At 72.6% G+C, this 14,575-nt stretch carries 13 protein-coding genes and 1 pseudogene; 6 read left to right on the top strand and 8 right to left on the bottom strand.

What is annotated here, in order from left to right:
* Positions 1–38 precede the first annotated feature (38 nt).
* Positions 39–1,115, bottom strand: a complete 1,077-nt coding sequence (locus ACWC94_RS09285) for an ATP-dependent DNA ligase (RefSeq protein ID WP_450795857.1) — start codon at positions 1,113–1,115, stop codon at positions 39–41.
* 94 nt (positions 1,116–1,209) lie between these two features.
* On the opposite strand from ACWC94_RS09285, the gene ligD reads away from it, so the two are divergent.
* Positions 1,210–2,229, top strand: a complete 1,020-nt coding sequence (ligD, locus tag ACWC94_RS09280) for a non-homologous end-joining DNA ligase (protein ID WP_450795856.1) — start codon at positions 1,210–1,212, stop codon at positions 2,227–2,229.
* A gap of 157 nt (positions 2,230–2,386) precedes the next feature.
* The gene (locus ACWC94_RS09275; protein WP_450795855.1) at positions 2,387–3,493 is read left to right on the top strand and encodes a LacI family DNA-binding transcriptional regulator; all 1,107 of its coding nucleotides are present in this window, start codon (positions 2,387–2,389) and stop codon (positions 3,491–3,493) included.
* Between the two features lie 45 nt (positions 3,494–3,538).
* Here ACWC94_RS09275 and ACWC94_RS09270 read toward each other — a convergent pair whose 3' ends face one another.
* Positions 3,539–4,330, bottom strand: a complete 792-nt coding sequence (locus ACWC94_RS09270; RefSeq protein WP_450795854.1) for a VOC family protein — start codon at positions 4,328–4,330, stop codon at positions 3,539–3,541.
* 274 nt (positions 4,331–4,604) lie between these two features.
* Between ACWC94_RS09270 and ACWC94_RS09265 the strand changes: the two genes are divergently transcribed.
* Positions 4,605–4,850 carry a WhiB family transcriptional regulator gene (locus ACWC94_RS09265; protein ID WP_450795852.1) on the top strand — a complete coding sequence of 82 codons (246 nt, stop codon included), beginning with the start codon at positions 4,605–4,607 and terminating at the stop codon, positions 4,848–4,850.
* A 190-nt stretch (positions 4,851–5,040) separates the two neighbouring features.
* Here ACWC94_RS09265 and ACWC94_RS09260 read toward each other — a convergent pair whose 3' ends face one another.
* From ACWC94_RS09260 to ACWC94_RS09240, 5 genes are all read right to left on the bottom strand, one after another.
* Entirely contained in the window at positions 5,041–6,015 is a 975-nt protein-coding gene (locus ACWC94_RS09260; RefSeq protein WP_450795851.1) for an acyl-ACP desaturase, read from the bottom strand.
* 260 nt (positions 6,016–6,275) lie between these two features.
* Positions 6,276–7,052, bottom strand: a complete 777-nt coding sequence (gene ddaH / locus ACWC94_RS09255; RefSeq protein ID WP_450795850.1) for a dimethylargininase — start codon at positions 7,050–7,052, stop codon at positions 6,276–6,278.
* Between the two features lie 134 nt (positions 7,053–7,186).
* Positions 7,187–9,454, bottom strand: coding sequence for an ATP-binding cassette domain-containing protein (locus ACWC94_RS09250; RefSeq protein WP_450795849.1), 2,268 nt, complete (start codon positions 9,452–9,454; stop codon positions 7,187–7,189).
* A 10-nt stretch (positions 9,455–9,464) separates the two neighbouring features.
* Entirely contained in the window at positions 9,465–11,090 is a 1,626-nt protein-coding gene (locus tag ACWC94_RS09245; RefSeq protein WP_450795848.1) for an ABC-F family ATP-binding cassette domain-containing protein, read from the bottom strand.
* A gap of 288 nt (positions 11,091–11,378) precedes the next feature.
* Positions 11,379–11,795 carry an SsgA family sporulation/cell division regulator gene (locus tag ACWC94_RS09240; RefSeq protein WP_450795847.1) on the bottom strand — a complete coding sequence of 139 codons (417 nt, stop codon included), beginning with the start codon at positions 11,793–11,795 and terminating at the stop codon, positions 11,379–11,381.
* 209 nt (positions 11,796–12,004) lie between these two features.
* Between ACWC94_RS09240 and ACWC94_RS09235 the strand changes: the two genes are divergently transcribed.
* Positions 12,005–13,108, top strand: coding sequence for a WD40/YVTN/BNR-like repeat-containing protein (locus ACWC94_RS09235; protein ID WP_450795846.1), 1,104 nt, complete (start codon positions 12,005–12,007; stop codon positions 13,106–13,108).
* A gap of 58 nt (positions 13,109–13,166) precedes the next feature.
* Complete coding sequence (locus ACWC94_RS09230; protein WP_450795845.1) at positions 13,167–13,505, top strand: plasmid stabilization protein; 339 nt, start codon at positions 13,167–13,169, stop codon at positions 13,503–13,505.
* Positions 13,506–13,515: 10 nt separating this feature from the next.
* On the opposite strand, the gene ACWC94_RS09225 is transcribed toward ACWC94_RS09230, so the two are convergent.
* On the bottom strand, positions 13,516–13,812 hold the full coding sequence (locus ACWC94_RS09225) for a YciI family protein (protein ID WP_450795844.1): 297 nt from the start codon (positions 13,810–13,812) through the stop codon (positions 13,516–13,518).
* A 60-nt stretch (positions 13,813–13,872) separates the two neighbouring features.
* Between ACWC94_RS09225 and ACWC94_RS09220 the strand changes: the two are divergent.
* Positions 13,873–14,575, top strand: a pseudogene (locus tag ACWC94_RS09220) (endonuclease V); the annotation flags it as partial.

Here is a 14,575-nt window from a genome sequence, read left to right as displayed (position 1 = left end):
GAGCACCGCGGCCCCGACGCACCGGACGCCGCCCGGCCTCAGCCCCGGTCCTTCTCGCCGAGGATCTCCGCGAGGTCGTAACGGACCGGTTCCTCCAGCTGGGCGTAGGTGCAGCTGTGCGCCGTGCGGTCCGGGCGCCAGCGGCGGAAGCGGGCGGTGTGCCGGAAACGCTGCCCGTTCTCCATGTGGTCGTAGGCCACCTCGGCGACCCGCTCCGGCCGCAGCGGCACCCACGACAGGTCCTTCTTGCCCGACCAGCGGCTCGGGGCCCCCGGCAGCCGGGCCGTCTCATGGGCGGCCTCGTCCGACCAGGCCGCCCACGGATGCCCGGCCACGTCGTCCATGCGCAGCGGCTCCAGCTCCTCGATCAGTTCGGCCCGCTTCTTCATGGCGAAGGCGGCCGACACGCCCACGTGCTGGAGCCTGCCGTGGTCGTCGTACAGCCCCAGCAGCAGCGAGCCGACCACCGGTCCGCTCTTGTGGAAGCGGTACCCGGCCACCACCACGTCGGCCGTCCGCTCGTGCTTGATCTTGAACATGGCCCGCTCGTCCTGCAGATAGCGCAGGGTGAGCGGCTTGGCGACGACCCCGTCGAGTCCCGCGCCCTCGAACCGTTCGAACCACTGCCGCGCCACGTCGAGGTCGGTCGTCGCGGGCGCCAGGTGCACCGGCGGTGTGGCCTCGGCGAGCGCCCGGTCCAGCAGCGCCCGGCGGTCGGCCAGCTCCACGTCGAGCAGTGACTCGTCGTCCAGCGCGAGGAGGTCGAAGGCGACGAACGACGCCGGGGTCCTCTCGGCCAGCATCCGCACCCGGGAGTCCGCCGGGTGGATCCGCTCGGTCAGCGCGTCGAAGTCCAGCCGCCCGTTCCGGGCGATCACGATCTCCCCGTCGAGCACGCACCGCTTCGGCACCCGCTCCTTCAGCGCCCCCACCAGCTCGGGAAAGTACCTGGTCAGCGGCTTTCCCGTACGGCTGCCCAACTCGACGTCCGCCCCGTCCCGGAACACGATGGAACGGAACCCGTCCCACTTCGCCTCGTAGTGCATACCCGGCGGGATCTTCGCCACCGACTTGGCGAGCATGGGCTTCACAGGTGGCATCACCGGCAGATCCATGCCCTTGATTCTGCTCGCACACGTCATGTTCTGCTCGCCTGCGTCCCTCGGTGTCCGGTATGCGCGCTGTGCGGGGGGCGCCTACCGTGGCCGCATGGGTGATGCGGTGGAACTGCAGGTCGGCGGCCGAACGGTACGGCTGTCCAGTCCGGGCAAGGTCTTCTTCCCGGAGCGGGGATTCACCAAGCTGGACCTGGCGCAGTACTACATCGCCGTCGGCCCCGGCATCCTGCGCGCGCTGCGCAACCGCCCCACCACCCTGGAGCGCTACCCGGACGGCGTCGGCGGCGAGTGGTTCTTCCAGAAGAGGGCGCCGAAGGGCATGCCCGGCTGGATCCCGACCGCCCACATCACCTTCCCCAGCGGCCGCAGCGCCGACGAGATGTGCCCCACCGAGGAGGGCGCCGTCGTCTGGGCCGCCCAGTACGGCACGCTCACCTTCCACCCCTGGCCGGTGCGCGCCACGGACGTCGACCGCCCCGACGAACTCCGCATCGACCTCGACCCGCAGCCCGGCACCGACTACGCGGACGCCGTCCGCGCCGCGCACGAACTGCGTGCCGTCCTAGACGAGTTCGGCGGGCTGCGCGGCTGGCCGAAGACCTCCGGCGGCCGTGGCCTGCACGTGTTCGTCCCGATCGAACCGCACTGGACCTTCACCCAGGTGCGCCGCGCCGCGATCGCCGTCGGCCGCGAGATGGAACGCCGGATGCCGGACCAGGTGACGATCAAGTGGTGGAAGGAGGAGCGGGGCCGCCGTATCTTCCTCGACTACAACCAGACGGCCCGCGACCGCACCATCGCCTCCGCCTACTCCGTACGTCCCCGCCCGAACGCCCCCGTCTCGGCACCCCTGCGCTGGGAGGAGGTCGGTGTGGCCCAGCCCGCCGACTTCGACCTCGCCACCATGCCGGGCCGCTTCGCCGAACTCGGTGATGTGCACGCCGACATGGACGACCACGCCTACTCCCTGGACGCCCTGCTGGAACTGGCCCGCCGCGACGAACACGACCACGGTCTGGGCGACCTGCCCTACCCACCGGAGTACCCGAAGATGCCCGGCGAACCGAAGCGGGTCCAACCGAGCCGGGCCCGACGGGAGAAGACGACCTGACGATTCCTGGCCGCCGTCGGCCCTCCCGGTGCCGGACGGGCCCGCCCCGGTCCCGGCGCCCTGTCCGCCCGGCCCTTCGCAAGCCGCTGTCGCCGCTCGGCGGCGTCTTCGCCGCGCGGCTATCCTGACCGGCAGCCGCCGAGGAGGAGATGCCCAAGTGACCGACGCAGTGTCGCGTCCCACGCTGGAGGCCGTGGCCGCGCGGGCCGGTGTGTCCCGGGCCACCGTGTCCCGGGTGGTCAACGGCGGCGACGGGGTGCGCGAACCCCTGGCCGAGCGGGTCCGGGAGGCCGTGGCGGAGCTGGGGTACGTCCCCAACCAGGCGGCGCGCAGCCTCGTCACCAAGCGGCACGACGCCGTCGCGGTCGTCATCGCCGAGCCCGAGACCCGGGTCTTCGCCGATCCCTTCTTCGCCCTGCAACTGCGCGGCATCAGCAAGGAGCTGACCGCCCACGACAACCAGCTGGTGCTGCTGCTCACCGAGGGCCGTGACGACCACGCACGCGTGGCCCGGTATCTCGCCGGAGGCCACGTCGACGGTGCGCTCGTCTTCTCCCTGCACCTCGACGACCCGCTGCCCGGCCTCATCCACGCCGCCGCCGTGCCGACCGTGTTCGGCGGGCGGCCCGGCTGGGGCGACGACAGCCGGGCAGGCAGGCCCGGGCGCGCCCCGCACGCGGGGCGGAGCCCGGGGCCCGGCGTGGTGTACGTCGACTGCGACAACCGGGGCGGGGCACGCGCGGCCGTACGGCATCTCGTGGACCTCGGCCGCAGACGCGTCGCGCACCTCACCGGCGCCCTGGACCAGACGTCCGCGGTGGACCGGCTGGACGGTTACCGGGACGTCATGGGCGAGGTGCCGGGAGGGGACGATCCCCGGCTGGTCGTGGAGAGCGACTTCACCCCGGCCGGTGGCGAACGCGCCATGCGGGAGCTCCTCGGCCGGTGCCCGGACGTGGACGCCGTGTTCGCCGCCAACGACCTCACCGCGCTCGGTGCCCTGCGTGTGCTGCGCGCGAGCGGCCGACGGGTGCCCGAGGACGTGGCCGTGATCGGTTTCGACGACATGCTGCCCGTCGCCGAAGAGGCCGACCCGCCGCTGACGACGGTCCGTCAGGACATCGAGGGAATGGGTCGCCTGATGGCCCGCCTGCTGCTGCGTGGCCTCGCCGACGGCCGCGACCGCACCGGAACCTCGGCCGACCCGCCGCCCCCCGGCGGTGTGATCCTCCCGACCACGCTGATACGACGGGCCTCCGCCTAGCAGGCGTCAGCCCGACCGGGCGGACACCCGACGCACCGGCCCGGCTCAGCCCTGAGGCGACTCGCTTCTGATCACCGCGAAGCGGGCGCCGTACGGATCGCTGAGCTTGGCCATGCGGCCCACGCCCTCCATGGTCGTCGCCGGCATGCGCACCGTGCCACCGAGCCGCTGCGCCTTCTCGGTCACCGCGTCGGTGTCCGTGACCTCGAAGTACGGCAGCCAGTACGGGCCGGCTTCGGCCTCGGCCGGGGCGTCGGCCAGTGACACGATCCCGCCGAACATCGCGTCCTCCCCGCCGTCGGCCGGGTTGACGCAGGTGTACGTCCCGCCCGGGAAGGGCGCGGCGGAGGTCTCCAGGCCGAGTACCTGGTGGTAGAAGGCGGCGGCCGCCGCGACGTCCGGGGTGTACAGCTCGACCCAGCACAGGGCGCCCGGTTCGCCCGCCACGTCGACGCCCTTGGTCCGGGCCGGCTGCCAGATCCCGAACGGGGCGCCCGCCCGGTCGGCGAGCACCGCCATGTGCCCCTGCCCCATCACGTCCATCGGCTGGAACAGCACGCTGCCGTGGGCGAGTTCGGCGGCCTTGGCGGTGGCCTGCGCGTCCGCGCTGCGGAAGTACACCGTCCAGGCCGGCGGGCCCTGCTCGGGGCCGGACTGCGCACCGCCCGCGACGGTTCTGCCGTCCAGCTGGAAGAAGCCGTAGCCTCCGGCGTCCGGCCCCGCCGACCGGAACTGCCAGCCGAAGAGGCCGCCGTAGAAGGAGAGGGCACCGTCGATGTCCGGGGTGCCGATGTCGATCCAGTTCGGCGCGCCGTCGACGAAACGGGTGGTGAGCATCTTCGCCCTCCTCGGAAAGGGTCCCGTCCTGTGCACTGCCGAGTCTGGCACCCCCCACTGACAATCGCCGCCGGAGCGCCGCGGCGTCGGACCGGTCCCGCTCTCACGCCGGGTGACCGGACCCGTTCGGCGGGTCCGGGTTTTCGGCCCGCCTCCGCGCGCCGCCGTGCGCCGGTGCGGTCCGGGGGAGCATCATCGGGGCGGCGGAGGCCCTGGCGGCGGCGTTGAGCCCGCGTTGATCGAACGTTTTTCGCCGCGCGGCACGATCCTGGTCATGCACTTCGAAACGATCACTCCGGCCGACGAGACCTGGCAGGCGCAGGCCCTGTGCGCGCAGACCGGGCCGGACTTCTTCTTCCCCGAGCCCGGCAGCTCGGTGCGCGAGGCGAAGCGCATCTGCGCGATGTGCGAGCTGCGCCCGGCCTGCCTGGACTACGCGCTGGCCAACGACGAGCGCTTCGGCGTGTGGGGCGGCCTCTCGGAGAAGGAACGCCTCGCCCTGCGCCGCACGTCCCACTGACCCCGGCCCGCCGTCTCACCGGCACCTGCGCACACCGGCCCAGCGCCCGCCCGGCGCAGACGCCCGCCCCCCGGCCGTACCGACGGCCGTACCGGCGGACACCGGCCCCGCCGCCCGGCGAGCACCAGGTCCGTGTGGGGCCGGGCCGCGGGGACCGCCGGGCCCCGGCGTGGGGCGGACCCCTTCGGGCTCAGGCCCCCGCGCGGGCCGCCATGCGGGCCTTGCGGGCGGCCAGCTTCTCGTCGAACTTGGCGGCCTCCGAGTCCAGGCCGCCCAGGAACAGGCCCAGTTCCTCCTGTGCCCGGCGCCCCTCGGGCCCCAGGCCGTCGATCTCCATGACCTTCAGGAAGCGGAGGACCGGCTGGAGGACGTCGTCGTGGTGGATGCGCAGGTTGTACACCTCGCCGATGGCCATCTGCGCGGCGGCCCGCTCGAAGCCGGGGATGCCGTGACCGGGCATGCGGAAGTTCACCACGACGTCCCGGACCGCCTGCATCGTCAGGTCGGGGGCCAGCTCGAAGGCCGCCTTCAGCAGGTTGCGGTAGAAGACCATGTGCAGGTTCTCGTCGGTCGCGATGCGGGCCAGCATGCGGTCGCAGACCGGGTCGCCGGACTGGTGACCGGTGTTGCGGTGCGAGATGCGGGTGGCCAGCTCCTGGAAGGCGACGTAGGCGATCGAGTGCAGCATCGAGTGCCGGTTGTCGGACTCGAAGCCCTCGCTCATGTGCGCCATGCGGAACTGCTCGAGCTTGTCCGGGTCCACCGCCCGCGAGGCGAGGAGGTAGTCGCGCATCACGATGCCGTGCCGGCCCTCCTCGGCCGTCCAGCGGTGCACCCAGGTGCCCCAGGCGCCGTCGCGGCCGAAGAGCGAGGCGATCTCGTGGTGGTAGCTCGGCAGGTTGTCCTCGGTGAGCAGGTTGACCACGAGGGCGATGCGGCCGATCTCCGTCACGCCGGACTGGCCCTTGTCCCAGGCCTCGCCGTCCTCGAACAGGCCGGGGAAGTTGCGGGCGTCGCTCCACGGCACGTACTCGTGCGGCATCCAGTCCTTGGCGACCTTCAGATGCCGGTTCAGTTCGGTCTCGACCACTTCCTCCAGCGCGAACAGCAGCCGCGCGTCGGTCCATGCGGACGGGCTGCCGAGGTGAGGGGAGGTGATCGTCACGGGAACTCCAGGGGGACGCCGAACAAGGGTGAGAAAAGGGGGACGGTCCGGCGAGCGGTGCCGGGAAACCTACGAGATCGTAGGCTACGAATCCGTAGGTTACGAAGCCGTAGGTTAAGGCCGTCGTAAAGACCGCTGATCAGCACGGCAAAGGCGGGTCTTCCCGGCGTGTTCCGCCCGCTCTCGCCGCCCGGTTCCCGGACCCGCCGACGGCTCCGCACCCCGGGTTTCGGGGCCGTCGGCGTGACGGGACCACCCGATCAGGCGTACAGCTCCCGCAGCCGTACCGAGAGACAGGTCACACAGCCCTCGAGCTTCTCGAACTCGCTGATGTCCACCGTGACCACCTCGTGGCCGAGATCGGTCAGCAGCTCCGCCGTCTTCGGGGCGCTCGCCGCCATCAGCAGCTTGTGCCCGCCGAGCAGCACCACGTGCGCGCCGGACTCCTCCGGCACCGACAGGAAACCGGGGAACAGCGACGGCCGGTCGACCTTCGGGATGTGCCCGATCACCGTGCCGTCGGGCAGCGCGGTCACGGCCGACTTCAGGTGCAGCACCTTGCTCACGGGGACGGGCACCACGCGCGCGCCCAGCGGCTCGAAGGCGGCCCGCAGCTGCTGCACGCCGGCCGCGTTGGTGCGCCCGCCGCGGCCGACGTACACCGTGTCGCCGACCTTCAGGACGTCACCGCCGTCCAGCGTGCCCGGCTCCCATATCCAGTTCACCGAGCAGCCGAGGCGGGCCACCGCCTCCTCGACGCCGACGGTCTCCGCGCGCCGCGACTCCGCGCCGGGCCGGGTGATCAACGCCACGTTCCTGTACATGACGACGGTGTCCTCGACGAACACCGAGTCCGGGCAGTCGTCCTCCGGTTCGACCTCGATCGTCTCCCAGCCGTGCGTGCGCAGGGCCTCGACGTAGGCCTCCCACTGCTCGACGGCGAGCCCCACATCGGCCTGCTCCCGCTCGATGTGCGTCACCAGGCCTTCGGCGAGGCGGGGGCTGGGGCGGCGGACGAGGGCCTTCTTGCTGGGCACGAGGGGCCTTTCGAATCGGTGCGGGTCGGTGCTGCGGTGGCGGCGCCGCTGGTTGCGGCACCGGTCCGCCATCATGCAGTCCCCTCCGGCCAGGACAAAACCCCTCGTTGTCAGGCTGTGCCCCTCCTGAGACGTCACCCCGCCGCCTTGCGCAGATGCTCCGCGGTGGCCGAGCCACGGGCCGTGAGCAACTGCCGCGGAGTTCCCTCGAAGACGACGTCGCCGCCGTCCCGGCCGCCACCGGGCCCGAGGTCGATGATCCAGTCGGCGTGACGGACGACGTCCAGGTGGTGTTCGACCACCACGACGGTGTTGCCCGCGTCGACCAGCCGGTCGAGCAGGGCCAGCAGCGCGCCGACGTCCGCCAGGTGCAGACCCGTGGTCGGCTCGTCCAGGACGTACACCGCGCCGGTGCGGTGCAGCCGGGTGGCGAGCTTGATCCGCTGCCGCTCGCCGCCGGACAGCGTGGACAGGGGCCGGCCGAGGGCCAGGTGCGTCAGGCCGACGTCCCGCAGGGCGCGCAGGGGGCGCAGCACGGCGTCCTCGGGGACCTCCAGGTCGCCGAAGAAGTCCAGTGCCTGCTCCGGCCCCATGTCGAGGACGTCCGCGATCGAGGCTCCGCGGACGGTGAGCCGCAGCACCTCGTCCTGGAAGCGCCGGCCCGCGCAGCCGGGGCAGACGGTCGTCACGGGGTCCATGAACGCGAGGTCGGTGACGATGACACCGCGGCCCTCGCAATCACCGCACGCCCCGGCCGAATTGAAGCTGAACAGCGCCGGTGACGTCCCCGTCGAGCGGGCGAAGAGCCTGCGTACGGTGTCCATGATCCCCAGGTAGGTCGCCGGTGTGGACCGCCCGGAGACCCCGATGGCCGACTGGTCCACGACCACCGCGCCGGGGTGCGCGGCGGTCAGTTCGCCCGTCAGCGTGCTCTTGCCCGAACCGGCCACCCCGGTCACCACGGTCAGCACGCCCGTCGGGAACTCCACCGTGACCTCGCGCAGGTTGTGCCGGCTCGCGCCCTTGACCCACAGCCCGCCCGTGGCCCGCCGCACCCGGCCCTTCACCGCGGCACGCCGGCGCAGACAGCGGCCGGTGAGGGTGCCGGACGCGGCCAGCGCGCCGGGCGTGCCCTGGAAGACGACCCGTCCGCCGTCGGCGCCCGCTCCCGGCCCCATGTCGACGACGTGGTCGGCCAGTGTGATGAGGTCGGGGTCGTGCTCCACGACCAGCACCGTGTTGCCCCGGTCGCGCAGCCGCAGCAGCAGCTCGCCCAGGCGGCGCACGTCACGCGGGTGCAGCCCGGCGCTGGGTTCGTCGAAGACGTACGTCAGTCCGCTCAGGCTGGAGCCGAGGTGCCGTACGGTCTTCAGCCGCTGGCCCTCGCCGCCGGAGAGGGTCGAGGTCTCCCGGTCCAGGCTCAGATAGCCCAGGCCGATCGCCTCGATGCGTTCCAGGCCGTCCACGGCGGCCCGTGCGGCAGGTGCCGCCACCGGGTCGTCGATCCGGTTCAGTACGGCGATGAGGTCGGTGACCTGCATCCGGGCGCAGTCGGCGAGGGACAGCCCGCACACGCGCGTGGCGAGCGCGGCCGCGTTCAACCGGGCCCCGCGGCAGACCGGGCAGACGTCCTCGGTCAGGAACTCCCGGACGAGATCGCGGGTGCGGCGGCTGAGCGCGGACAGGTCGCGTTTGAGGTAGAGCCGTTCGAACCGGTCGGCGAGACCCTCGTAGTCGATGTCCCGCGAGCCGCCCGTGTTGTCGACGCGGACGCGCGCGCCCCGCCCGCGCAGCAGGAACGCCCGCTCGTCGGCGGTGAACGCGCCGACCGGTTTGTGCACGTCGAGGCGGGTGGTGTGGGTGTACGTCTGGCCGTGCCAGGTGCCCGCGGCGAACGGCGGGAACCGGACCGCCCCGTCGGCCAGCGACCTGGCCGGGTCGAGGATGCGGTCCCAGTCGGGCCGCACGGTACGGCCCAGCCCGTCGCACGCGGGGCACATCCCCGAGGGGTCGTTGAACGAGTAGGCCGTGGCCGGTCCGGCGCTCGGGGTGCCGTACCGGGAGAACAGCACCCGGAGCACCGCCTGGATGTCCGTCATCGTGCCGACCGTCGACCGCGCATGGCCGCCGACCGGCCGCTGGTCGACCACGACCGCCGGCGAGAGGTCCGTGAGCGACTCGAGGTGCGGGCGCTCGAACCGGGGCAGCCGGTTGCGTACGAACGAGGGGTACGTCTCGTTCAGCTGGCGCTGCGACTCGACGGCGATCGTGTCGAAGACGAGCGAGGACTTGCCCGATCCCGAAACGCCGGTGAACACGGTCAGCCGGCCTTTCGGGATACGGAGATCGACGCTCTTGAGGTTGTTCTCCCTGGCTCCGGTGAGGGTGATGAAATCGGGCATGCCGCCGACGCTAGGCCGGATACCCGACATCCTCCGGCGTGATTTCCTTCAGTTCCCCCTCCTCCATCAGCAGCCAGCGGGTGATGCCGATCGACTCCAGGAACGGCAGGTCGTGGCTGGCCACGAGCAGCGCCCCCTCGTACGACTCCAGGGCCGAGGTCAGCTGCCGCACGCTCGCCATGTCGAGGTTGTTGGTCGGCTCGTCGAGCAGCAGCAGCTGGGGCGCCGGCTCGGCGAGCATCAAGGCGGCCAGGGCCGCCCGGAACCGCTCGCCGCCCGACAGGGTGCCCGCCCGCTGGTCGGCCCGCGCACCCCGGAACAGGAAGCGGGCCAGCCGCGCCCGGATCCGGTTGTTGGTGGCGCCCGGCGCGAACCGGGCCACGTTCTCGGCGACCGTCCGCGTGTCGTCCAGCACGTCCAGCCGCTGGGGCAGGAAGCGCAACGGGACATGGGCCCGCGCCTCGCCGGACACCGGCGCCAGCTCCCCGGCGACCGTCCGCAGCAGCGTCGTCTTGCCGGCGCCGTTGCGGCCGACCAGTGCGATCCGCTCCGGACCGCGCAGATCGAGGATCCCCTCGATCCGCGCCCCGTAGGCCGTCGCCAGGTTCTCCAGGGTGAGCACCTGCCGGCCGGGCGGCACGGCGGTGTACGGCAGGTCGACGCGGATCTCGTCGTCGTCCCGTACCGCCTCCACCGCCTCGTCCAGGCGCTCCCTGGCCTCGGCGAGCCGCTCCTCGTGCATGATCCGGTGCTTGCCCGCCGACTCCTGGGCCGCGCGTTTACGGGCACCCATGACGATCTTCGGCTCGCGTTTCTGGTCCCACATCTTCTGCCCGTACCGCTTGCGGCGGGCCAGCTTGACCTGGGCGTCGGCCAGTTCACGCTTCTGCTTGCGCACGTCGGCCTCGGCGACGCGCACCATCCGTTCGGCCGCCTCCTGCTCGACGGTCAGTGCCTCCTCGTAGGCCGAGAAGTTGCCGCCGTACCAGGCGACCTCCCCGGAGCGCAGCTCCGCGATCTGGTCGACCAGGTCGAGCAGTTCCCGGTCGTGGCTGACCACGACCAGCACGCCCGGCCACGCGGCGACGGTCTGGTACAGCCGGCGGCGCGCGTACAGGTCGAGGTTGTTCGTGGGCTCGTCCAGCAGCAGCACGTCCGGGCGGCGCAGCAGCAGCGCGGCCAGCCGCAGCAGTACCGACTCGCCGCCGGAGACCTCGCCGACGGTGCGGTCCAGGCCGATGTGGCCGAGACCCAGTTCGCCGAGGGTGACCAGGGCGCGTTCCTCGACGTCCCAGTCGTCGCCGAGCGTCTCGAAGTGCTCCTCGGCGACGTTGCCCGCCTCGATGGCGTGCAGCGCGGCCCGCCGTCCGGCGATACCGAGGGCCTCGTCGACGCGGAGCGCGGTGTCGAGGGTGACGTTCTGCGGGAGGTAGCCGATCTCACCGGCCGCCTTGACGACCCCGTCGGCCGGGGCGAGTTCACCGGCGAGCAGCTTCAACAGGGTCGATTTCCCTGATCCGTTGACGCCGACGAGCCCGGTGCGGCCGGGGCCGAAGGCGATGTCCAGGCCGTCGAAGACGGTGGTGCCGTCGGCCCAGGTGAAGGAGAGGGACGTACAGGTGAGGGAAGATGACATGAGGGCCTCGTGAGGGGTGTCGTGCGGTCGGTGGGCGCATGTCGAGACACCGCGAGGCGGGAACCGAAAGGTCGAGGGCACGAAGGGGCCATGAGAAAAGGCCTGTGCCGGAGGACGGCTCGGACGCCGAGGTCGTACGCCGCGCACACCTCACCGGTGCGACGCGGTGCCTCAGGACCTCAGACGAGCAACGTCCTTCTCCCATCGACGGCAACAGGACCGATGTACACCGTACGAGGGAGGCTGGGGGCTGTCAACGGAATTAACGGCCACCCACGCGCGTAGCGTTCAGCAGGCGTCCCGCATCAGTTCGGCCAGGCCGTCGTCCAGGTCGAGCTGGAGGTGTTCGAGGCCGACGGGCACGAGTGCGTCGGCCGCCTCCAGGAAGCGCCGGATCTCACCCGAGCGCACGTGCACGATCGCGGTGCCCTCGGGGGCGTGGAACTCCAGTACGGTGCGGTCGTAGCCGTACGGCCGCACCCTCACGTCCCCGTGGCCCTCGGGCCCGTGCAGTCCGGCCGTGAGCAGCTCGCGGGAGAAGGTCCAGCACACGTCGACCCCTTCCAGGGTGGCCGGGGCCGGGAAGGTCATGACGACGGCGAACGGATCACGCCGGTCGTAGCGCAGCGTCGCGGGAATGCTCGGCATGCGCGGTGCGGCGGCGACGAGACGGGCCTCTACGGGCTGCTCGATGACGGTGGACAACGCCTTGCTCCCTCGTGACGGCTGGACTACGCCCGGGTGTGCGCTACCCGGCACTGGAAGAGACGACGGATCCGGCCGATGCGTGCACACGAAGACCGAGTGACCTCGGTCACCGCGTTCATGCACGGCGCAGGGCCGCGTGTTCTCACGCGCGAGGCGGGCGTTTGGCCTCTGGACGGCGCCGGGCCGGTGGGCTAGCTTCGCCCGCCATGAGGCGCTTGGGCAGCACGCGACGCAGTGGACGCACGAGCAGGCTGGTGGCGGCGGGGGTGGCGTGCGGGGCGGCGCTGGCCGCGCTGACCGTTCCGGCGGCCGAGGCCGGGCCCCTGGGGCAGGGGAGCCCGCACTGGGCGCCGAAGGACCCGGGCACCCCGCAGGTCCGCTTCCGGGGCCTCGCGGCCGTGGACCGGCGCACCGCCTGGCTCGCCGGCACCGGCGGCACGGTGCTGCGCACCACGGACGGCGGAGCGAACTGGCGGAACGTCTCTCCGTCGGGCGCGGGGGACCTGCAGTTCCGGGACGTCGAGGCGTTCGACGCGCGGCGCGCCGTGGTGCTGGCCATCGGCGAGGGCGAGGCGTCCCGCGTGTACCGCACCGACGACGGCGGAGCGACCTGGACGGAGTCCTTCCGCAACACCGACCCGAAGGCGTTCTACGACTGCCTGGCCTTCTTCGACCGGCGGCACGGCCTCGCGATGAGCGACCCCGTGGACGGAAGGTTCCGCGTCCTGTCCACGAGCGACGGGGGCCGGTCCTGGCGGGTGCTGCCCGCGGACGGTATGCCGCCCGCCCTGGACGGCGAGGCCGGCTTCGCCGCGAGCGGCCAGTGCCTGGTCGCCTCGGGCCCGCGGGACGTCTGGCTGGCCACCGGCGGCGGCGCCCACGCGCGCGTGCTGCACTCCGGCGACCGGGGACTGACCTGGACGGCCGCCGGCACACCGGTACCGGCCGCAGATCCCGCCAAGGGCGTCTTCGCGCTCGCCTTCCGCGACCGCACCCACGGCCTGGCCGTCGGCGGCGACTACCGCCCCGACCAGCCCTCGCCGCAGGCCGCCGCCGTCACCGCGGACGGCGGCCGCACCTGGACCCCGGCCGCCGCACCGCCGCCCGCCTACCGCTCCGGGGCCGCCTGGCTGCCGCACAGCCGCACCGCCGCGCTCGCCGTCGGACCGACCGGCACCGACCTCACCACGGACGCCGGCCGCACCTGGCGGACGATCGACACCGGTTCGTACGACACCGTGGACTGCACGCCCGACCTCAGCTGCTGGGCCGCCGGTGAGCGGGGGAGGGTGGCACGGCTGGAACGCTGAGGTGAGCCGCCCGGAACCCGGGTACTCGTTCCCGCGAAGCGAGAGGAAGGAGCGATCCATGCCCGCCGGTTCCAGCTCCAAGCGCGAGCGCCAGTACGAGCACATCAAGAAGAGCGCGCAGGACCGGGGCGAGAGCACCGAGCGCGCCAAGGAGATCGCCGCGCGGACGGTCAACAAGGAACGCGCCCGCTCCGGCGAGTCGAAGACCGCGAGCCGCAGCTCGACGCAGGACATGTCGTCCAGCAGGCGCGGCGGTCAGCGGTCGGGCAACCGGGTCGGCTCCCACGGCCCGACCCGCGACCAGCTGTACAACGAGGCGAAGCAGCGCGGCATCGAAGGCCGTTCGCACATGAACAAGGACGAGCTGCAGCGCGCGCTGGACGCCAAGAAGGGATGAGCGGCGGCAGTCAGCCGAGCGTCTGCCGGTGGCGGGCGAGCTCGGGCGCCGTCTTCGTGGCGATGAACTCCGTGATGCGGTACGTGCACACGCCACCGACGGTGAACGGGTCGCCCGCGACGATCTCCTCGATCCGGGCACGGTTGTCGGCGACGGCCAGGATCACCCCGCCGTCGCGGGGCTCCTTGCGCCCGGACGCCAGGAAGAAGCCCTTCTCGTACTGCGCCTCCAGCCAGGCCACATGGTCGGCGAGCAGGGCGTCGACGGCGTCGAGGGGGGCGGTGTAGGTCAGCTCCAGTACGAACATGATCGTGAGCCTACCCCCCGGCTCCGACAGCCACCGTGGGCCCGTAGAGTCGGCGTCACCATGACGACCGTAGGCGTACCCGCGGGCTGGCCCGCGACCGAGGAAGAGGCCCGCGCGGTCCAGGACGAGCTGCGCGGCCGGGTGGTGCTCGACGAGAGCGGACCGGAGCCCGGGGCCGGCCGTGTCACCGGGGTCGACGTCGCCTACGACGACGCCCTCGACCTCGTCGCCGCGGCGGCCGTCGTGCTGGACGCGGCGACCCTGGACGTGGTGGCCGAGGCGACGGCCGTCGGCCGGGTCTCCTTCCCTTATGTGCCCGGCCTGCTGGCCTTCCGTGAGATCCCGACCGTCCGGGCCGCCCTGGACCGGCTGCCGTGCCCGCCCGGCCTGGTCGTCTGCGACGGCTACGGCCTGGCCCATCCACGCCGCTTCGGTCTGGCGAGCCACCTCGGCGTGCTCACCGGCCTGCCGGTCATCGGGGTCGCGAAGAACCCGTTCACCTTCACGTACGACGATCCCGGTCCGCGGCGGGGCGCCTCGGCTCCGCTCCTCGCGGGGAGCGAGGAGGTCGGGCGTGCCCTGCGCACCCGGGACGGCGTCAAACCGGTCTTCGTCTCCGTCGGCCACCGGGTGAGCCTGGACAACGCCCTGGCGCACACCCTGGCCCTGACCCCGCGCTACCGGCTGCCGGAGACCACCCGCCGGGCGGACGCCCTGTGCCGCCGTGCGCTTCGCCAGGCGGGCCAGGGCGCCGGGGGCGGGG

The sequence above is a fragment of the Streptomyces sp. NPDC001135 genome (assembly GCF_053598395.1).
The sequence above is the reverse complement of the archived record's forward strand: the minus strand, read 5'-3'. Positions and strand labels throughout refer to the sequence as shown.